Annotated in this window: 19 protein-coding genes and 2 pseudogenes; 17 read left to right on the top strand and 4 right to left on the bottom strand. The window is 37.9% G+C overall.

Annotated elements, in window-relative coordinates:
• Positions 1–40 precede the first annotated feature (40 nt).
• Together LMF32_RS13390 and LMF32_RS13385 are read right to left on the bottom strand one after the other, a co-directional pair.
• Entirely contained in the window at positions 41–1,213 is a 1,173-nt protein-coding gene (locus LMF32_RS13390) for an aminotransferase class I/II-fold pyridoxal phosphate-dependent enzyme (protein ID WP_230525127.1), read from the bottom strand.
• Between the two features lie 36 nt (positions 1,214–1,249).
• Positions 1,250–2,641: pseudogene (locus tag LMF32_RS13385) on the bottom strand (nucleoside-diphosphate sugar epimerase/dehydratase); the annotation flags it as partial.
• 30 nt (positions 2,642–2,671) lie between these two features.
• Between LMF32_RS13385 and LMF32_RS13380 the strand changes: the two are divergent.
• The 16 genes and pseudogenes from LMF32_RS13380 to LMF32_RS13305 form a co-directional block, all read left to right on the top strand.
• A pseudogene (locus LMF32_RS13380) lies at positions 2,672–4,024 on the top strand (nucleoside-diphosphate sugar epimerase/dehydratase); the annotation flags it as partial.
• A 36-nt stretch (positions 4,025–4,060) separates the two neighbouring features.
• Positions 4,061–5,233, top strand: a complete 1,173-nt coding sequence (locus LMF32_RS13375; RefSeq protein ID WP_230525127.1) for an aminotransferase class I/II-fold pyridoxal phosphate-dependent enzyme — start codon at positions 4,061–4,063, stop codon at positions 5,231–5,233.
• A gap of 104 nt (positions 5,234–5,337) precedes the next feature.
• On the top strand, positions 5,338–6,267 hold the full coding sequence (locus LMF32_RS13370; RefSeq protein ID WP_230525049.1) for a DUF6625 family protein: 930 nt from the start codon (positions 5,338–5,340) through the stop codon (positions 6,265–6,267).
• Positions 6,268–6,304: 37 nt separating this feature from the next.
• Positions 6,305–7,597 (top strand): O-antigen ligase family protein, encoded by a 1,293-nt coding sequence (locus LMF32_RS13365; protein WP_230525048.1) that lies wholly within the window; start codon positions 6,305–6,307, stop codon positions 7,595–7,597.
• 26 nt (positions 7,598–7,623) lie between these two features.
• The gene (locus LMF32_RS13360; protein WP_230525047.1) at positions 7,624–8,346 is read left to right on the top strand and encodes a Wzz/FepE/Etk N-terminal domain-containing protein; all 723 of its coding nucleotides are present in this window, start codon (positions 7,624–7,626) and stop codon (positions 8,344–8,346) included.
• On the top strand, positions 8,346–9,329 hold the full coding sequence (locus tag LMF32_RS13355; protein WP_230525046.1) for a glycosyltransferase: 984 nt from the start codon (positions 8,346–8,348) through the stop codon (positions 9,327–9,329). The genes LMF32_RS13360 and LMF32_RS13355 overlap by 1 nt, the downstream gene beginning before the upstream one ends.
• Before the next feature lie 32 nt (positions 9,330–9,361).
• Entirely contained in the window at positions 9,362–10,363 is a 1,002-nt protein-coding gene (locus tag LMF32_RS13350; protein ID WP_230525045.1) for a glycosyltransferase family 2 protein, read from the top strand.
• Positions 10,364–10,708: 345 nt separating this feature from the next.
• Positions 10,709–11,965, top strand: coding sequence for a dicarboxylate/amino acid:cation symporter (locus tag LMF32_RS13345; RefSeq protein ID WP_230525044.1), 1,257 nt, complete (start codon positions 10,709–10,711; stop codon positions 11,963–11,965).
• A gap of 29 nt (positions 11,966–11,994) precedes the next feature.
• The gene (locus LMF32_RS13340; RefSeq protein ID WP_230525043.1) at positions 11,995–12,957 is read left to right on the top strand and encodes an alpha-L-glutamate ligase; all 963 of its coding nucleotides are present in this window, start codon (positions 11,995–11,997) and stop codon (positions 12,955–12,957) included.
• 173 nt (positions 12,958–13,130) lie between these two features.
• On the top strand, positions 13,131–13,871 hold the full coding sequence (locus LMF32_RS13335) for a glycerophosphodiester phosphodiesterase (protein ID WP_230525042.1): 741 nt from the start codon (positions 13,131–13,133) through the stop codon (positions 13,869–13,871).
• A gap of 254 nt (positions 13,872–14,125) precedes the next feature.
• Complete coding sequence (locus LMF32_RS13330) at positions 14,126–14,797, top strand: hypothetical protein (protein ID WP_092479561.1); 672 nt, start codon at positions 14,126–14,128, stop codon at positions 14,795–14,797.
• Between the two features lie 160 nt (positions 14,798–14,957).
• Positions 14,958–16,004, top strand: a complete 1,047-nt coding sequence (locus LMF32_RS13325) for a LacI family DNA-binding transcriptional regulator (protein ID WP_230525041.1) — start codon at positions 14,958–14,960, stop codon at positions 16,002–16,004.
• Positions 16,005–16,121: 117 nt separating this feature from the next.
• Positions 16,122–16,718, top strand: a complete 597-nt coding sequence (locus LMF32_RS13320; RefSeq protein ID WP_230525040.1) for a sugar kinase — start codon at positions 16,122–16,124, stop codon at positions 16,716–16,718.
• Complete coding sequence (locus LMF32_RS13315) at positions 16,715–16,948, top strand: PfkB family carbohydrate kinase (protein ID WP_230525039.1); 234 nt, start codon at positions 16,715–16,717, stop codon at positions 16,946–16,948. The genes LMF32_RS13320 and LMF32_RS13315 overlap by 4 nt, the downstream gene beginning before the upstream one ends.
• A gap of 125 nt (positions 16,949–17,073) precedes the next feature.
• Positions 17,074–17,400: a four-helix bundle copper-binding protein gene (locus LMF32_RS13310; RefSeq protein ID WP_092479563.1), complete on the top strand. Its 327-nt coding sequence runs from the start codon at positions 17,074–17,076 to the stop codon at positions 17,398–17,400.
• A 150-nt stretch (positions 17,401–17,550) separates the two neighbouring features.
• Positions 17,551–18,105, top strand: a complete 555-nt coding sequence (locus LMF32_RS13305; RefSeq protein ID WP_230525038.1) for a dihydrolipoamide dehydrogenase — start codon at positions 17,551–17,553, stop codon at positions 18,103–18,105.
• A 161-nt stretch (positions 18,106–18,266) separates the two neighbouring features.
• Here LMF32_RS13305 and LMF32_RS13300 read toward each other — a convergent pair whose 3' ends face one another.
• Together LMF32_RS13300 and LMF32_RS13295 are read right to left on the bottom strand one after the other, a co-directional pair.
• The gene (locus LMF32_RS13300; RefSeq protein ID WP_092479564.1) at positions 18,267–18,950 is read right to left on the bottom strand and encodes a deoxynucleoside kinase; all 684 of its coding nucleotides are present in this window, start codon (positions 18,948–18,950) and stop codon (positions 18,267–18,269) included.
• Positions 18,951–19,303: 353 nt separating this feature from the next.
• On the bottom strand, positions 19,304–19,927 hold the full coding sequence (locus LMF32_RS13295; RefSeq protein WP_230525037.1) for a histidine phosphatase family protein: 624 nt from the start codon (positions 19,925–19,927) through the stop codon (positions 19,304–19,306).
• 254 nt (positions 19,928–20,181) lie between these two features.
• On the opposite strand from LMF32_RS13295, the gene LMF32_RS13290 reads away from it, so the two are divergent.
• A complete protein-coding gene (locus LMF32_RS13290; protein ID WP_230525036.1) occupies positions 20,182–21,255 on the top strand; it encodes a MupG family TIM beta-alpha barrel fold protein in 1,074 nt (357 codons plus the stop codon).
• The last annotated feature ends 1 nt before the right edge of the window (position 21,256 follow it).

The following is a 21,256-nucleotide window of genomic DNA, read 5'->3' as shown; positions in this document are numbered from 1 at the left end:
TTGTTTGATGAATGTAAAGCAGATGTTTTTTAGGAGGGGGTTATACAGCTTTTACTGTTGCAGGTTGCTTATTCAACACTTTTTTCAGTGCATCAATGACTCTGTATTGATCATCTTCTGTCATGTTCGAGCCACTTGGCAAGCAAATTCCAGTGGTGAATAAGGCTTCGGAAATAGGCATTTCATTTGGTCGATGAGCATAGAAAGCTGTGTGTTTAAAAACAGGTTGGAGATGCAGCGGTTTCCACAACGCTCTTGTTTCAATACCTTGTTCATTCATTTCCACCATCACGTCAAATGGGTTGGTCTTGATAACTGCTGGATTTATCAACATCGTTGTCAACCAACGATTGGATTTTGTATTAGCTAGTTCAGGCATGAAATGAAGACCTTCAAGAGATTCGAGTTCTGCTGTATACCGTTCAAAAACAGTTCGTCTTTGTTGAACTCTCTCGTCTAAAATGGCTAATTGAGCTCTTCCTACTCCTGCCAAGATGTTGCTCATCCGGTAATTGTATCCGATTTGACTGTGTTCATAGTATGGCGCGGCATCCTTTGCTTGTGTGGCCAAAAAGCGTGATTTAATCAGCAGTTCTTCGTCATTGGAAACCATCGCCCCGCCCCCTGAGGTCGTAATAATTTTATTTCCATTAAAGGAGTAGATACCGATTTTCCCAATACTGCCGCTCTTTTTGCCTTTATACTCTGCTCCCAACGATTCGGCAGCATCTTCTACAATAGGCACTCCATAAGCATCTGCGATGGCACAAAGTTCATCCATTTTTGCGCTTTGACCATACAAGTTGACGACGATAATGGCTTTGGGCAGGCGATTAACTTTTTTCGCTGCAACCAGCGCACGTTCTAAAGCTTTAGGAGACATATTCCAACTGTCCAATTCGGAATCAATGAACACCACTTCTGCCCCTAAATATACTGCCGGGTTTGCACTGGCAATAAATGTGAATGTGGAACAAAACACATTGTCCCCTTTTTTCACTCCCAGAGTAGTTAAAGCTAAGTGAATTGCTGCTGTACCAGAACTGGTTACAGAAGCTCCAACAGTCCCAGAATACCTGGCTAATTCTGTTTCAAAGTGATTGACATTAGGTCCTAAAGGGGCTATCCAATTGGTCTCAAAAGCTTCATCAATATACTTTTGTTCATTTCCAGACATATGAGGTGAAGACAATAAGATTTGTTTTGATTTCATCATAGTATTTTCCTCCCGTTCTCTTCATCGTTAAGATTAAGCCGGCGCTAGAGACTTCTCTTTTGCAGCAGAAAATTCTTTGGAAAACGGCTGGTTCATTTGGACAACTTGTGCATCTTTTTCAACGATAGATTTTTCGCCCACTTTAGCAAATTGAATCAGCTTTTCTTTGTATTCTTCAGGCTTGCAACCTGCTAATTGGTCTAAAAAGAAGAGGACATCTTTCATTGGACGATTGACAGCTTTTCCAACAAAAATCTTATCGTAAACTTTTTTATCGGTTCGTTCATTGGCAACCAAGAGTTCTTCATATAACTTTTCTCCCGGTCTGATACCCGTTTCCACAACAGGGATTTCCTCTTCTGAAAATCCGCTTAATTTAACGATTTTCTTCGCCAGTTCTACGATTTTGACTGGATTCCCCATGTCTAAGACAAATATTTCTCCTCCTTGAGCTAACGCACCTGCTTGAATCACCAATCGGCTCGCTTCCGGAATCGTCATAAAATAACGTGTCATTCGAAAATCGGTTACCGTTACAGGGCCACCATTTCTCACTTGTTCTTCAAACAGCGGAATCACACTGCCTCTGCTGCCTAACACATTTCCAAATCGCACAGCGGCAAACCTTGTTTTCCCTTTTTCATTCAAGCTTGTAACGATCATTTCTGCGATCCGCTTAGTGGCTCCCATGACATTTGGCGGATTGACTGCTTTATCTGTAGAAACCATGACAAATGTTTGGACATTGGCCGCCTTAGCAGCTTCCGCCATATTTTTAGATCCAAAAACATTGTTTTTTACAGCTTCAATCGGATTGTATTCCATCATAGGAACGTGTTTGTGAGCCGCTGCATGATACACGATATCTGGTCGATAGGTTTGCATCACTTCAAAAATTCTTTTTCGATCTTGAACGTCGGCTATTACAGGAGACAATTCAATGCGGCTTCCATATTTTTTAGACAGCTCTCTATGGATTTGATAAATAGAATTTTCTCCATGTCCAAGCAAGACGATTTTTTTGGGTGAAAATGTCGCTACGATTCTGCAAATTTCTGAGCCGATTGATCCGCCGGCACCGCTGATCAAAATCACTTTTCCGCAAATAGAATTCGATAAAGCAGTCGTGTCCAACTCGATCTCTTCCCTGCCCAATAAATCGACTACATCGATCGATCTGAAACGACTAACGGTCAACTTGCCATTCATGACATCTTCTATGGATGGAATAAGGTTTGCTGTGACACCGCTAGTATTGCAAATGCCTAAGATTCGATCCAACTCTTCCGGGCTTAAGCTCGGGGCGGCGATGGTGATTTGTTCTATTTCATACTGTTTGACCAGTTCTGGAATGTCTCTTGTGGTTCCCAAAATTTTTACCCCATAAAAGTTCAATTGTTGTTTTGCAGCATCATCATCTACGATGATATGCATGCAAAACAACAATTGAACTTTTATGGGGTAAAAATTTTGGGAACCACAAGAGACATTCCAGAACTGGTCAAACAGTATGAAATAGAACAAATCACCATCGCCGCCCCGAGCTTAAGCCCGGAAGAGTTGGATCGAATCTTAGGCATTTGCAATACTAGCGGTGTCACAGCAAACCTTATTCCATCCATAGAAGATGTCATGAATGGCAAGTTGACCGTTAGTCGTTTCAGATCGATCGATGTAGTCGATTTATTGGGCAGGGAAGAGATCGAGTTGGACACGACTGCTTTATCGAATTCTATTTGCGGAAAAGTGATTTTGATCAGCGGTGCCGGCGGATCAATCGGCTCAGAAATTTGCAGAATCGTAGCGACATTTTCACCCAAAAAAATCGTCTTGCTTGGACATGGAGAAAATTCTATTTATCAAATCCATAGAGAGCTGTCTAAAAAATATGGAAGCCGCATTGAATTGTCTCCTGTAATAGCCGACGTTCAAGATCGAAAAAGAATTTTTGAAGTGATGCAAACCTATCGACCAGATATCGTGTATCATGCAGCGGCTCACAAACACGTTCCTATGATGGAATACAATCCGATTGAAGCTGTAAAAAACAATGTTTTTGGATCTAAAAATATGGCGGAAGCTGCTAAGGCGGCCAATGTCCAAACATTTGTCATGGTTTCTACAGATAAAGCAGTCAATCCGCCAAATGTCATGGGAGCCACTAAGCGGATCGCAGAAATGATCGTTACAAGCTTGAATGAAAAAGGGAAAACAAGGTTTGCCGCTGTGCGATTTGGAAATGTGTTAGGCAGCAGAGGCAGTGTGATTCCGCTGTTTGAAGAACAAGTGAGAAATGGTGGCCCTGTAACGGTAACCGATTTTCGAATGACACGTTATTTTATGACGATTCCGGAAGCGAGCCGATTGGTGATTCAAGCAGGTGCGTTAGCTCAAGGAGGAGAAATATTTGTCTTAGACATGGGGAATCCAGTCAAAATCGTAGAACTGGCGAAGAAAATCGTTAAATTAAGCGGATTTTCAGAAGAGGAAATCCCTGTTGTGGAAACGGGTATCAGACCGGGAGAAAAGTTATATGAAGAACTCTTGGTTGCCAATGAACGAACCGATAAAAAAGTTTACGATAAGATTTTTGTTGGAAAAGCTGTCAATCGTCCAATGAAAGATGTCCTCTTCTTTTTAGACCAATTAGCAGGTTGCAAGCCTGAAGAATACAAAGAAAAGCTGATTCAATTTGCTAAAGTGGGCGAAAAATCTATCGTTGAAAAAGATGCACAAGTTGTCCAAATGAACCAGCCGTTTTCCAAAGAATTTTCTGCTGCAAAAGAGAAGTCTCTAGCGCCGGCTTAATCTTAACGATGAAGAGAACGGGAGGAAAATACTATGATGAAATCAAAACAAATCTTATTGTCTTCACCTCATATGTCTGGAAATGAACAAAAGTATATTGATGAAGCTTTTGAGACCAATTGGATAGCCCCTTTAGGACCTAATGTCAATCACTTTGAAACAGAATTAGCCAGGTATTCTGGGACTGTTGGAGCTTCTGTAACCAGTTCTGGTACAGCAGCAATTCACTTAGCTTTAACTACTCTGGGAGTGAAAAAAGGGGACAATGTGTTTTGTTCCACATTCACATTTATTGCCAGTGCAAACCCGGCAGTATATTTAGGGGCAGAAGTGGTGTTCATTGATTCCGAATTGGACAGTTGGAATATGTCTCCTAAAGCTTTAGAACGTGCGCTGGTTGCAGCGAAAAAAGTTAATCGCCTGCCCAAAGCCATTATCGTCGTCAACTTGTATGGTCAAAGCGCAAAAATGGATGAACTTTGTGCCATCGCAGATGCTTATGGAGTGCCTATTGTAGAAGATGCTGCCGAATCGTTGGGAGCAGAGTATAAAGGCAAAAAGAGCGGCAGTATTGGGAAAATCGGTATCTACTCCTTTAATGGAAATAAAATTATTACGACCTCAGGGGGCGGGGCGATGGTTTCCAATGACGAAGAACTGCTGATTAAATCACGCTTTTTGGCCACACAAGCAAAGGATGCCGCGCCATACTATGAACACAGTCAAATCGGATACAATTACCGGATGAGCAACATCTTGGCAGGAGTAGGAAGAGCTCAATTAGCCATTTTAGACGAGAGAGTTCAACAAAGACGAACTGTTTTTGAACGGTATACAGCAGAACTCGAATCTCTTGAAGGTCTTCATTTCATGCCTGAACTAGCTAATACAAAATCCAATCGTTGGTTGACAACGATGTTGATAAATCCAGCAGTTATCAAGACCAACCCATTTGACGTGATGGTGGAAATGAATGAACAAGGTATTGAAACAAGAGCGTTGTGGAAACCGCTGCATCTCCAACCTGTTTTTAAACACACAGCTTTCTATGCTCATCGACCAAATGAAATGCCTATTTCCGAAGCCTTATTCACCACTGGAATTTGCTTGCCAAGTGGCTCGAACATGACAGAAGATGATCAATACAGAGTCATTGATGCACTGAAAAAAGTGTTGAATAAGCAACCTGCAACAGTAAAAGCTGTATAACCCCCTCCTAAAAAACATCTGCTTTACATTCATCAAACAAGATTTTCCTTTCCATAAATCATTCGCTTTCCATCTTAAGTACCGAAAGAGGAGTGTGACATTAAATGAAAAAAATCGGTTTAATTGTGCCGTACTTCGGGGAATTCCCTAACTATTTTGACTTATTTTTGAAAAGCTGTGCATTCAATCCATCTATCGATTGGTTGATTTTTACAGATAATGAAGTCGACGAATTACCAAGTAACGTGAAAATAGTGCCTATGACATTCGATCAGTTGAAAAGCCTGATTTCTTACAAATTAAACACTTCAGCTGCTTTACCCGATCCGTATAAATTATGCGACTACAAACCTGCTTACGGGAAAATATTTGCTGATTATTTAGAGAAGTATGATTTCTGGGGACATTGTGACATTGATTTGATCTTTGGCGATTTAAGGCAATTCATTACAGAAGAAATTTTAGCCGAACACGATAAGATTTTTATGGACGGACATCTTATCCTTTACCGGAATACTAAAAAAGTCAATCACTCATTCGATTTGATAGGAGATAAAGATACGAGCTTCAGGTACTGTATTCAAGTTCCTGAAGTGATGTACTTTGATGAGTGGGGAATCAATTTGCTGTACGAAAAATATGGATTGCGACAATACAATAATCCTCAATACGCAGATATTCTTCCTCAGTCACCTTATTTTAGAAATGTGTTGTTTGGGGATGATCAGCATCATAAAAATCAGTTCTTCCAATGGAGAAACGGACATGTTTACAAATGCTGGGAAGAGAATGGAGAAATCCAGCAACGAGAATACAGTTATATCCATCTACAAAAACGTGCTTTCCCAACGCCCCCTTCCTCACTGACAAAAGAAGAAGCTTTTGTCATTTCTGCTTACGGATTTTACTCCTCTAATGAAACAGTCGAAATCAATAAAGCCAATTACAAACAAGCCTTTCAGTATCATGTCAAACGGCTTAAAGGCATCACCCCTATAAAAGTAAAACGTACTCTTAAGGGGTTGATGTTGTAAAAAAGTAACCTTTTATAGGAAAGAAAGGAGTCTTTAAATGATGGTTTCACGACCCATAGAACTCGGTAAATCCACTAAAAGTTCTACAGGAAGCAGTGTACTGATTGTGATGACGTGTTTCATAGGAGCCTTGTTGAATCAATCAGATGTACTATTTGGAATGAATATTTCATTGGCTGATTTTTTCATTGTTTTATTTATTGGAGCGCTGATCAATTATAATTTGTTCCATGTATCATCCACTCACATCTTGGTATTTTTGCTTTTTTCAGTTGTGATTTTTATAAATGCGGTATTTGTCATCCCGAATCTATACCAAATCCCTGTTTATGCAGGAGCTGTATTGACGGATTATATCAAGGTAGTGGTCAGCTTTTTGTATTTTTTGGTTGGCTACTTGATCGCAAAAAACGGATTGAGTCAAAAGCTTTTTAAATGGTTTGCGATCGCAGCCGTAATATTGGGTTGTTTAGGGATTATTTTTTCTCTTGTGCCTATTCCTCAAATGGTCGATTTATTATTTTATGAACAAGTGAGGTTGAAGGGGCTGATGAATGATCCAAATTACTTTTCGGTCATTCAATGTGCAGCGATAGCGATCCTATTGCGTTATAAACCTCTGCCTAGTTTATTCAAAATCGGTTCGATCTCTATACTAATTCTTTCTATTTTTAGTTCCGGTTCGAAAACTGGGTTTCTTACATTAGGATGTTTGCTCGTCTTTTGGATGTTCAATACTTTTCTGGAAGGCAAAATTGAAGTGAGGAAACTGATTTTCAACCTCATTTGCTTGTTTGTGGTGTTTTTCTTTCTTCCAAATATCCAAGCGATTTTAAGCAGCTCTTTAGAAATGATTTCCGATAAGTTCCCAGTTTTTTCCAGAGTAGAACTCTTGCTGACAGACTTTGACCAAGCCGTTACAGCAAATGGGTCTGGGCGGGAGGAGCAATGGGTCATCGCAATGGATTTGATTCAAGAATTTCCTTTATTAGGAGTAGGAAATACAGCCAACTACTTAACGGTTGTTCAAGGGATGAGCCCTATGGGAAATCTTGCTCACAATACGTATTTGCAAATGGCAGGAGAATGGGGTATACCTATAACCCTTTTTATGATGTATTACATTACTCGAGTATTTTTTATTTCGGTTTCTAAAGGGAAAAATAAACAAGTCCACCTTACTACAAAAGAAATGCTGGTTGCTTTTTTAGTCAGTTCGCTGTCCCTCTCTTTTAATAATTCCCGTATTTTTTGGCTTCTGCTAGGGATGGCAGTGTGGTATTCGGTAGAACTAAAGGAAAAAAACCACACAACAAAAACAGACAGATGAAGAACAGAATAAGTGGAGGGATACGGATGAAAAGTACGATTAGTTTAATGGAACTTTTATTGGTCCTTAAAAATAATTGGTATGTGCTGCTTATTGGTGGTGCTGCTTTTGCAATAGCAGCTTTTCTAGCTAGTACATATCTTATGACGCCGCAATACTCAGCCTCTACCAATCTTTTGGTCAGTCAAGGGGTTTCGGATTCTCAAGCGATAGAATTAGGAGAAATCGAAACCAATCTGCGAATGATTCAAACCTACCGGGATGTAATACAAGATTCTATAGTATTAAATGATGCGGCAGAAAATCTAGGGAATGAATTTACGGCAGAGGAATTGAAAAAAAAAATTGAAGTCACAATCGAAGAAAATTCTCAAGTATTTTCTCTGACAGCTTTTGCAGATCACCCAGATAAAGCCGCATTGATTGCTAACGAAATAGCTGCTTCATTCCAAAAAAATATCATGGAAGTGATCAGTATAGAAAATGTAGCTATTTTATCTCCAGCAAAAAGCAGTTCCTCTTCTATCTATCCAAATGTGCCTTTCCATACAATCTTGGGTGGATTGATTGGGATGCTTTTCGGAACCATTTATGCACTGATCATGACTTTAGCAGATCAAAAAATCCGTACTGAAAAGATGATTCCTCAGTTATTAAACTGGAATGTTATTGGAGTGATCAGTTCTATAGAAACTGTAGGGGATGCAGGCTTTGTAACTAAGAACCAGATGAATGGGAGGTCATATTAATGAATCCTTTAATCAGTATCATTGTTCCAGTATATAATGTTGAAAAATATGTCCAACGATGCATTGAAAGCATATTAAACCAAACGTATAAACAAATTGAAGTGATTCTAGTGGATGATGGTTCGCTGGACAGCTCTGGAGTTATTTGTGAGGAATATGCTTTTCTGGATTCGAGAGTAAAAGTTATCCATAAAGAGAACGGAGGACTAAGTTCCGCTAGAAATGTTGGATTAGATAATGCTAAAGGAAAGTTTATTGGATTTGTCGATAGTGATGACTGGATCGATAGTCACATGTATGAGTCTATGCTTTATTTAGCTCTCTCCTATCAAGCAGAGGTTGTACAATGCGGCTATACATTGATCAACGAGCAAGGGAAAATCACACGTGAAATCCACTTTGGGGACAGACGATTCGATACTAAATCAGAAGTTGAAAAAGCGTATTATATAACAAATGAATTTAGTTCTGTGGTGTGGAATAAATTGTATAAAGTTGAATTATTTGAAGAACTGCGTTTTAAGGTCGGTAAGAACAATGAAGATGTTTTTATCTTGACAGACGCTTTACTGCACATACAAAGAATGGTGAACACTCCTAAGTGTCATTATCATTATTTGCAGCGAAAAGAAAGTATCATGGGGGCTCAATTCACCGAGAAAAAATTTGATCGATTAGAAGCCGGAGAATATTTGTTGCAGCAGTGTTTGCTTCACTCGCCTCAATATCAAAACTGGGCAAGAATTGAATTATGCAAAATCTGTATTTTTTTATACATTGATTTGATGCACAGTAAAAATCAAATCGATCAAGAATACAAAAATAAATTGGTTTCAAATTTTAATCTCCATTTTCGAACGCTGAAAGGCAGTTCGGAATTAAAACAAGCTAAATTAGTGGATAAAATACTGCTTCACAGCTTTTCATTAAATAGATCTTTTACTCAATATTCGTATGATTTGTATCGACTAGTACGAGGATAGCCAGTAAAAGGACCTGAGGGGAGAGAAGTTAAATGGATCATCCTTTAGTCAGTGTCATCATACCAACTATAGAACGGCCATATTATTTAAAGAGAGCTATAGAAAGTGTGTTGAAACAAAGTTATGACAATTTAGAGATTATTGTGGTCATAGATGGAATGTCATCCAAGACTGTTGAACTGATAGATTCTTACAAAAATAAAAGTGGGATTTCTCTGCAATGGATCGAAACAGGAAAGAAAGTAGGGGGAAGTGAAGCTAGGAATATCGGCGCCCAAAAAGCTCAAGGAGACTTTATCGCGTTATTGGACGACGATGACGAATGGTTAGGGGATAAAATTGTTGCTCAATTAAATTTGATTAAAGAATATACTTTAATTGAAAAAGACTCGTTCGTTTGTTTTACGTCCATTTATGTCTATGAATCGAGCGATCAAAAAAAATACAAACAACTGCCGATCGTAAGTTATTTAGATAGTCGTAAAGAAAGAATAGCTGACTACTTATTTGAAGCGAATGGATTAAAAAGAATCGGTTTGATTCAAACTTCAACCATCCTCACACCAAGACATTTGCTGTTGCAATATCCTTTCACAAAAGGACTGCCCAAACACCAAGACTGGGACTGGCTGTTGAAAGTAGATCAACTACCTGATTTGCAAGTTCTTCAAGTGAATCAACCAATGGTGATCTATCATTCAGATGTGCCAAAAGAAAAACGGATTGGACTAGCGAACCATTGGCGTTTTAGTGAAGAGTGGTTGTCAGAGCATCGAGATAGTTTTGGAAAAAATGCTTATGAAACATTCCTATTGGATATACTCATCCCAGGCATTATTACGGATGAATCATTATCTGGGACAGAACGTACCATAGAAATCAAAAGAATACTTTACAAATTATCTTTAAGGGCATATAGTCGGCCGTTTACTTGGAAAATGTTGAGTTACTCCATCATCAGAAAGAATGACTACTTTTTTAAAAAAATACAGCATTCTTCCTTACTAATGAGTGTCAAAAATTGGCTGTTTTAATGTTTGACAAATCAGTGAACCTTTGTTAAGATTGTTCCAGTTTCACTTAAGTGCGCGCTTAAACAAACGAAACATAAAAAATGATTCAATAAAAAAGGAGGAAACCAAATGTTGATGTTTAACTGTTGTTGTTCATGTTGTATCAAAAACTCATGTAATCAGTTGACATCGTATGCGGTTTCTTTCAGCTAAATAGTCTTTTTGTGTTCTGTTAAATAACAGAATGTTACGGTTTTCAGGGAAAACTGTAGGCTTTTTTAGATTAAACCAATTATGAACATAGACTGTGCATGAGAATTTATTTTCTCATGCACTTTTTTGTTTTATAAAGAGGAGTGGAAGAATGTGGAAAAAAGAGGACAATTGAAAAGGCCCAGCCTAATGATCCAAGTGGTTATAGGAGCCGTTATCGGGACTTTATTAGGTTATTTAAGCCCAGCTGTAGGAATGGAAATGGAATTTTTAGGTACTTTATTTATGAATTTTATTCAAATGGTCATTGTGCCGTTGATTTTTCCTTTGATCGTATTAGCGATTGTAGAAATCAGCAAAGCAAAACGATTCGGCAATGTTGCATTTAAATCTTTTGCGTATTTTTTTGTGGTAACGACATTCTTGATTGTCTTAACGCTGATTATCGGTGCTTTGAGCAACGTAGGGAACGGTCTATTGATCGATTCCATCAGTACGGAAGCTTTGGATGGGATTGCCAACAGTATTGATTTTAGAACATTCATTTTAGGAATCATCCCAAGCAATGTTTTCCAAGCGTTTGCGGACGGCAATTTATTGCCGATCATTTTCTTCGGTATTTTCTTGGGTATTTCTCTAGTCACTATTCAAGAAAAAGCAAAACCAGTATTAGATTTTTTTGATGCTTGGATAAGTGCTATGTTCAAAATGGTCAATTACGCGATTGCCGTTGCACCGATTGGAGTATTTGGATTTTTAGCGTATGATGTGGCTACTTACGGAGTCAGTAATTTATTGTCTCTAGGTCAGTTTGTTATTTGGGCCTATCTAGCGTATGCTATTGTAGCATTTGTAGTGTACCCGATAATCGGTCTAGGATTTAAGGTTCCATATTTTTCTCTGTTAAAAGAAACAAGTGATTTATCTTTATTAGCTTTTTCAACCGGCAGTTCCAGTGTAGTGTTGCCATCTTTAATTGATCGATTGAAGAAGTTCGGTGTTCCGAGTTCAGTGGCGTCGTTTGTTACTACTCTGGGTTATTCCTTTAATCTTGGAGGAGCAGCTGTTTATACGACATTAGCCGTCATGTTTGTAGTGAATTTATACGGTGCTTCTTTAAACGTCACTGATTATATCGCATTGGTCTTTTTCCTTACCATTATCACTAAAAGTATTGCAGCAGTCCCATCAGGAGCAGTTGTTGTTTTATTAGCTTCTGCTACTCAATTAGGCTTGCCGCCACAAGGAGTTGCGCTGCTGGTATCGATCGACTTTTTTGTCAATGCGGGACGTACAGCGCTAAACGTTGTAGGAAATGCATTAGCACCAGTAGTTATCGCGAAAACGGAAGGGAAATTTGTTCCTTCAGGCGTTTTAAATGAAAAAGAGAGCTCAAATTTGGTAAAATAAGAAGATAAGAAATGGAGTGGACATGAAATATGAAAAAAGTTTATATTATTCACGAAAATGATGATTGGACAAGACACTTGACAGCTCGATTAGACGAATTGAACGTACCTTATGAAAACTGGGATCTATCTGAAGGGTTAGTAGATATTCAAGTTGCACCGCCAGAAGGTATTTTTTATAATCGTATGAGTGCTTCTTCTCATACCAGAGGTCATCGTTATGCTCCAGAATTGACAGACAACTTATTGCATTGGTTAGAAAGCTATGGAGCTACAGTAATCAATGGTACCGGAGCAATTGAATTAGAAGTCAGCAAATTAAAACAACATTTAGCATTGAAAACAAACGGAATCAACACCCCAGAAACTATTGGTGCTGTAGGAAAAGAAAATATTATCCAAGCAGCTGAAAAGTTGAATCGTTTTCCATTTATCATCAAACACAATCGTGCCGGAAAAGGGCTCGGAGTACGTTTGATGTATACAATCCAAGATCTGAAAGACTATGTTTATGGGCCGGAATTTGAAGATTCTATTGATGGAATCAGCTTGATCCAACAATACGTTCGCCCAGCTGATGGAAACATTGTCCGTTCTGAATTTATTGGCGGAAAATTCTTTTATGCTGTAAAAGTTGATTCCAGTGATGGTTTTGAACTTTGTCCAGCAGATAATTGCCAAATTCCTATTGGAACAGAAATGTGCCCAGCAGAAGAACCTGAAGAGTTGACACCAAGTAAATTTAAAATCAAAGAAGATGGATTACCACAAGCTCAAATCGACTTATACGAAGCATTCTTAAAACAACAACGTATTGACGTGGCAGCGATTGAGTTCATCGAAACCGAAAACGGTCAAACGTATGCGTATGATGTAAACACCAATACAAATTACAATGCAGACGCCGAAAGAGAAGCTGGCAAATATGCTATGTTGCAATTAGCAACGTATTTGAAAAATGAGTTGGAAAAAACAGCAGCTGTAGAAGTTTAAGAAAACTACAAATAGCTTTAACAAAAATAAAAAATAGAGTCAGCAAAAACAGTGTGAGCGAACAGCTAGCACTGTTTTTTTCTGTCAGAATGAGACATAGGTAAATTACATAGGATATGATGATAGAAGTGATATACTAAACGTGTAGCAATAAAAAAGGAGTTGAAGAGAGATTGCAAAAGAAACCTTTGAACTTTGCTCATAGAGGATTCAGTGGAAAATACCCGGAAAACACTATGCTGGCTTTTCAAAAAGCTTTCGAAGTAGGAGTCGACGGTATCGAAATAGACATTCAATTAACCAAAGATGAAGAGTTGATCGTGATTCATGATACCACTGTCAATAGAACAACGGATGGAAAAGGTTATGTCAAAGACAAAACGTTAAACGAGCTGCAGGAACTCAATGCGGCACATAAGTTCCCGGAAATTCGTGACAGGGAGAAAATACCCACATTACAAGAATACTTCGATTGGGTAAAAGAAAAACCTTTAGCAACCAATATAGAATTGAAAACAAATGTATTCGAATATCCAGGTATTGAAGAAAAGGTCGTAGAACTCATTCAAGAGTACCGACTGCAGCATACAATCATTTTTTCTTCATTCAACCATTACACTATCCAGAAATTGAAAGCATTAGATCCGACAATCAAATGCGGCTTATTATCTTCGGATTGGATTGTTGACTTTGGAGAATACGCTAAGAAAGTTGGGGTAGAATGCGTTCATCCGGCTCATTATACATTACAAAATCCTGCAGTTCTAAAAGATTTACAAGAGAGTCATTTAGAGATCAACACTTGGACAGTTAATAAAGAAGAGCAAATGAGAAACTTGGTCCAATCTAATGTGACGAGCATCATTACAAATTATCCAGATAAATTAAATAAAGTACTAGCAGAATCGAAATAAAAGATTCTATGCTAAACACCAAAAAGGCGGCTGAAAAAAAAGCTGCCTTTTTGGTGTTATTCAAACAATTCTGTACGTTAAAAGCATGCAAAAAAGTGCGTTTATCTAATCAACTGGTCAGGAAATACATATGTCATCTGAATTTGAAATGAAAGTACAAATCTGACAATTTGGTGTATTTGGTATTCTACCTTGAATTCATCAGTTCTTTTACGTATAGTGTTGGGTAATAGAATGGAACAGGAGTGAAGTGTGTGACGAGAAAAATAATGATGAATGTGATCTGTGTAGTTTTAGGCACAACTTTAGTAGGTATAGGCGGAAGTCTGTGTATCAAAGCGGCTATAGGCGTTTCAGCAGTAGATGCTTTCAACAGCGGAATCAGTGAATTGACTACGATCAAAGTAGGAACCGTCTCAGTTATCATTAATGTATTGTTGGTATTTGTGCAATGGATAATTCAAAAACGTGATTTCAAACTGTTTCAGTTGATGCAAATCCCTTTATCTCTATTAATCGGCGAAGTTATCAATACAATGGTTTATGTTGTATTGCCTTCTCTTGTTTTAGAAGAATACTATATGAATGTCTTATTGGTCATCTTAGGCAACTTAACAGCTGCTTTAGGAGTAGGGTTGTGTACAGCGTTAGACTTCGTCAGTTTCCCATTAGAATCTCTGTGTATGGTCATCAGTAAGCGTGCAAAAGCTAGTTTTGGAAAAATCAGACAATCCGCAGACATCATTCTTATTATTGCCTCTTTAACACTTTCTTTGCTATTTGGCGGTTCTTTCTTTATACGTGAAGGGACAATCATCGGTGCGTTGTTATTTGCTCCAATGATGAATTTTATCTACTTGAATATTTCTCGTGTTTTTCCACTCCACCATATTAAGCTCACACCAGTTGCGAAAAAGATGATGTAAAAGATCAGCTGAGCTGATCTTTTTTAAATAAAGAAGAATCCGGAAACGAGTTGACAAACTATCTTTTAAAGCATACACTTAAATAAATGATAACGATTTCTAAAATCGATTAACGAAATCGATACACAAAATAATTCAGTAAAAGAGCAGGTGTGGCATTTTGGCTAAAAAGAAAGTGACTTTAAAAGATATTGCTAAAGCAGCAAACGTCAGTGGAACGACTATATCTCGTTATTTGAACGGGAAATTCGATTATATGTCAGCAGATACTCGTCAGACGATTGAAAGAGTGATTAAAGAATTGGAGTACCGACCAAGCAATATAGCGCGGTCTTTAAAATCACAAAAAAGTATGCTCCTTGGAGCAGTCATTGCAGATATTGAAAATCCATTTTCGAACACGATCATTAAGGGATTATCAGACCGTGCGAATGAGTTGAACTATTCTTTGATGGTGGCCGTTTCCGACGGCTCAAAAGAACGGGAACAAAAGCATATCCAACGTTTTTTAGATAATCGAGTAGATGGATTGGTCATCAATACAGTAGGAGAGAATGAGGATTATTTAGTATCGTTGAAAAATGAACACGTTCCCATTGTATTGTTAGACAAATCCATGTCGGATAAAAGCTATGACTGTATCACCTCAAATAATTACGATCTCAGCAAAGAGCTGACGCAACATTTGGTGGAAGAGGGCTTTGCTTCAATTGGCTATTTTACGCCGACTATAAAATCCAATACCGTTCAACAAAGTAGATCCCAAGCTTTAGAAGATGTCTTAAAAGACCATTCAGAAATCGAGATGAAACAATATGTGATGGCGAAAGGACAAATTGACTTGTTGATTGAAGCGATAGAAAGTTTCTTTAAGCTGCCCGAACCTCGAGTTTTGATTGCTGCAAATGGTTTGATTTTACTGAACGTATTGAAAGAAATCGAAAAAATGGGGAAAAGAATAGCTGTCGATTATGGCATTTGCGGATTCGACGATATTTTGGCTGCTTCCATCATTAGTCCAGGGATCACAACGGTTGCTCAAAATTCTTATGGTTTGGGGAAAGAAAGTGCATCTTTACTGGTCCAAAAAATCAATGAAGACAAAGAAGAGTATTCCATTATATATAAGGAATTACCTGGAGAACTGAAAATACGAAAATCTACAAGAGTAGAAGAGTGGAACAGAAAGGACGAAATCAATGAGTGATGTAATTTTGATTGGGGAACCAATGGGGTTGTTTATTTCAAATGAATATGGAGAATTGGAAGACGGTAAGACCTTTTCCAAGGGATCGCTGGTGCTGAAGTCAATGTAGGAACAGGGTTGGCCAGACTTGGATTCGAAGTGGACTTTCTTACGAAATTAGGAAAAGATCCATTTGGACAATATATTTATAAATATCTGCAAAATGAAAGAATCGGTACAGAACATATTACATTTGATGAAGAACTGAATACAGGGATCATGTTGAAGAACAAAACTAAAGAAGGCGATCCTATTACAGCTTACTACCGTAAAGGCAGTGCTTTTACAAACTTCTCCATTGAAGATGTGATGGATATCGATTTTTCTGAGGTGCGTTTATTGCATGTGACAGGCATACCTCCTGCTGTAAATCGAGTGACTCGCGGAGCGGTGTACCATTTGATGGCAAAAGCGAGAGAAGCAGGTAGTTTCATTACTTTCGATCCGAATATGCGTCCTGAGTTATGGAAAAATGAAGAAACGATGATCAAAGTATTGAACAACATGGCTCGTTATGCAAATGTGGTCCTTCCAGGAATCAGTGAATGCGAAAAATTAACGGGTTCTAGAGACAAAGAAACGATCGCGCAATTTTATTTAGACATGGGTGTAGAATATGTTGTGATTAAAACTGGTTCTGATGGTGCATTTATAAAAAACAAGGTCAAGAAATGAAAAATGTGCCTGGTTTTGCAGTGAAAGAAATCGTTGATACAGTAGGAGCTGGAGACGGATTCGCAGTTGGAGTCATCAGCGGCTACTTGGATGGATTAGACATGGAAAATAGCGTACTTCGTGGGAATGCTATAGGTTCATTGCAAGTACAAAACCAAGGCGATAATGAAGGGTTGCCTTCACGTGATGAGTTAGAAAAATACATTCAAGAAAATAATCCATTAAATTAAAGTGTCTGATTCAAGAGCTCTTCACTAAAAAGTGAGAGCTCTTTTTTAACCCGTATGATTTGAATTATTTTTACGGACTATTTATACTGAATTTGTAAACTAAAAAATGAAAGAGGGATCGCAGTATGAATACAACAATAGAAGAAGTGGCTCAAAAAGCGTTAGAGTGTCAAGAGACCTGTAACCAGTGTTTCAGTGCTTGTTTGAAAGAAGATCATGTAAAAATGATGGCTGAATGCATTCGTTTAGACCGAGATTGTGCAGATATTTGCGGTTTAGTAGCAAGTTTTTCTAGTAGAGAGAGTCGATTTACAAAAGAATTGATTCAGTTATGTGCAGAGATTTGTCAAGCTTGCGGAGATGAATGCCAGAAACACGACCATGATCATTGCCAAGAATGCGCAAAAGTCTGTCATGAATGTGCTGAAGTATGCCGGGCTTACGTAGCATAGATCATAGATTAGTAGATGAATCACTAGGAGTTCTCATAGGACTTCTAGTGATTTTTTACTACTGTCTTGTAACGGGTGTGGTATGGTATATTAACAGTAACAATGAAGTCGATAACATCATTTAACCAATATTCAAGGGATGGTACAGGGATGAAAGAAAAAAGTTTAACTGCTTCTCCAATAAAGTGGGTAGGGTTAAAACCCTATCGATTTAAAAAATACCGAACATGGATCAATCGCGTAAAACCAGGGATTTGTGGGACTTATGCAAGTGCAGCTTTAGTCCATGATACTTTTTTACAAGAATATAAAGTTGATTTAGCCAAAGACAATTTATTGAACGGCTTAAAATCGGTCATTGATGATTTGTTTCCATATAAGGGAACTTTTCCTTGGGATTTAAAATGGGGATTGGATTATGTCTTGAGAGATATCCCTGAATTGAAAGTAAAAATGAGTTTAGTTCCGGAAACAACAGTGGTGAATGTCTTGAATCAGCCAAATCCTATGCCTCTAGCGGTCGGCACAGCCAAGTTATTCGGCAGCAACTATAAAAATCATTGGTTGTTGGTGTATGCATATGGATACAATCAAGACGGAAAATTATTCTTTAAAGCGTATGACAATCATGGAAGATATCAAGCAGTTGTACCTGCCTCTCAAACGATTGGTTGTGTATGGATAAAGAAACAAGACATCTCTTAGTCGGTTAAAATAGCAGCAAAAAAATAGTTGTATGGAGCAAATGGAAAGAAACAGAACATCCACTTGATGATATGTACATGATTTGAAGTGTAAAGAAGTTATACAGATTCTTATTCATTAAAAAAGACACTGAGATTTTCTCTCAGTGTCTTTTTTATCTGTTATGGAGAAACGACAGGAGCAGTTTCAGTTTCACTGCGTACTTCGTTCAATCGTTTTTTTACCATATCAATAATCGCTTCAGCATGCTCGGGATTTTCTAGGTCGTATTGATCAATGTCGATCGTTAATGTAGCACTCTTATTGTACCCATTGAACCAGCCGTCATAGCGACTATGTAAATGTTTGTAATAGTCTAACAGACCTGAATTTTTTTCGACTTGTTCGTAGTCGCGCCCGCGTTTTTCGATGCGTTCTAGAACGGTATCTAGAGAACCTCTTAAATAAATCAATAGATCTGGAGATTTTTTTGGCATGCTGTCTAATTCTTCCATCATGTTTTCCAACAAATCTAAATAAGTATCCATTTCCGGTTCGCTCATATTGCCTTGTTCATAGTTGATGCGCGTGAATAAAGCATCTTCATAAATAGAACGGTCTAAGACGTTATTTTTATGTTTAAAAGCATCTTTGATACTTCTAAAACGAGTGTTTAAAAAATAAATTTGCAGCGAGAAAGCCCATCTTTTCGGATCCTCATAAAATTTTTCTAAAATACGGTTGTCGTCTACACTTTCATAAAATGCCTCACTGCCAAGTGCTTCGGATATCAAAGCGGTATAAGTGCTTTTTCCTGCGCCAATCATTCCTGCCAATACAATCACTGCGTTTTGTTCTCCTTTCATTTAACGGTCATCCTCCCAAACAAAGACCGATCGTGTCTTTATCATTTATTTAAAAAAACTTCAGCTTTCCTCAAATAGCCTTAATCAGTATAGCATATTTTTCCTGTTTTAGAGATCAGATTATAAGAGTTTTGTTTTTTTCTGTAAACACGATTGTGTAAAATAATGAAAACAAGAAAACTAAAGATGCAAATGTTACGAAAGATTGACGAAATAATAAATGAATGACCACAGTGAAAGTTCTGTTTATGAAAATCGATGATGAATAAGCAACGAAAAAAGGCTCTCCAAATAAGAGAGGCTTTTGGATGCAATTAGTGGGTGAATGTAAATCACCAACAATCCTTCAGCAGCTATGCTGAGTGGTCGATGCCATTCCATTTTTCTAAAGAATAATGACCATCAGTCAAGTTCAAAATTGAAATGCTCGTATTTTCAAGCGGAGGGGAAGAACGCAGATCTTTGGTTTCTTTTTTGAGTAGGGAAAGCATGGTACAAGTAATTGTGATGCTGTGACCGACAAACAAAAGATCTTTTCCTGGGAAAGCTGCACAGGCTGTTTCTACCACTGCAATACCTCTTTTGACTAATTCGAGGTAAGTTTCGCCTCCAATTTCAGTTGGATCATACAACTCTGGTCTTACTCTTAGGTGATGAAACATTTCTGGAAAAGATTGCTTTAATTGTGGGATAAAAGCTCCTTCCCAGTCACCATATTTCAATTCTTTAAACTTTTCATCGAAATGAACTGTAAAGGGATGTTCAAATTGATTGGTAATTAATTCAGAGGTTTCCACTGCACGGTGTTGCGGGCTGGCAATCACGTGTGAGATTCTTTTGTCTTTCAAAGCGATACCAGTTTTGATGGCATCTTCTTTGCTTTCTGGAAGAAGCGGTGAATCAACCTCTCCGCCTTGTACTCGATCAGCAAGATTGTATTCTGTTTTTCCATGGCGAACAAAATAAAGTTTAGTCATGTCATCTCTCCTAAATTGAAATTTTATTTCATGATAACATATTAAATCGAAAATAAAAGAGGTGTGAAGTGATTATCGAAAGTGAAACGGATACATTTTTGAAAAAGGTATAACATTGTTATGTCATGTACTTAAACGATAATACTACATTAAATTTTAATGGTATATCTGACAAGTGCAAAAAAAGTAGTTGAAATAAAATTTCAGTGTGTTAATATGAAGTTGCAAATGAAAACGCTGTAAGGAGGAATGCCATGTTTGGCTTATCTGTATTCTTAGGTGACGAGTTGACTCAAGAAAGAAAAAGGTATTTGAAGCAAATGAAAGAAGCAGGTTTCACAAAAGTTTTTACTTCCTTACATATTCCAGAAGAAAATGCCGATCAATACTTAGAAAGATTGGCTGAGTTGGGATTAGTAATGAAAGAACTAGAAATGGAACTAGTAGCAGATGTTTCTAAAGGAGCTTTGGCTAAGATTGGAGTCTCTAACCTTTCAGTTGATGGATTAAAACGATTGAAAGAAAAAGGGGTAAACGGTCTTAGAGTCGATTACGGTTTTTCAAACCAAGAAATTGCTTTTATGTCTCATGAATTAAATATCGTTTTAAATGCTAGTACAATCACTCAGAACGATATTGAAGAGTTGAACCATTATGGAGCAAGTTTTCCTCGTATGGTAGCTATGCACAATTATTATCCCAGACCTGAAACGGGTTTAGCGAAGGAAGTACTAAAAGAGAAAAATCAGTGGTTGGCAGAGACCGGCTTTACAGTAGCTGCATTTGTTCCTGGAGATAAACAGCTGAGAGGTCCTCTGTATAAACAGTTGCCGACATTAGAAGATCACCGAGGCAAACATCCTTTGGCTGCAGCCATTGAATTGATAACAGAATGTTTCGTAGATGAAGTGTATATTGGAGACCCGGAAATAACAGAAACGACGATATACCAATTCCAGAGATATATTTCGGACAGTACGATCGTGTATTTTGTTGAATCTGTAAATCAGTCACCGTATTTTGAAACCGTTTTAGGAACGCATCAAAACCGGTGGGACCCAGCTAAAGACGTGTTGAGAAGTGCAGATGCTCGGTTCAGAGATGTTCCTCAAATCAATCCACATGCAACGATTGAGCGAGTACGCGGTTCTGTAACAATAGACAATCAGAACTACCAACGATATATGGGGGAAATACAAGTTGTCGTTCATGATTTACCTAAAGATGAAAAAGTCAACGTTGCAGCGCATGTTAGAGCAGAGGACTTGCATTTATTAGATTGGTGCTTTGCAGGCGGAGAGTTTGAGTTGAAAGAACAAATGATTTAAA

This window comes from Desemzia sp. C1 (assembly GCF_020882875.1).
Lineage (GTDB): Bacteria > Bacillota > Bacilli > Lactobacillales > Carnobacteriaceae > Desemzia > Desemzia incerta.
This window is presented reverse-complemented; position numbering and strand designations above follow the sequence as displayed.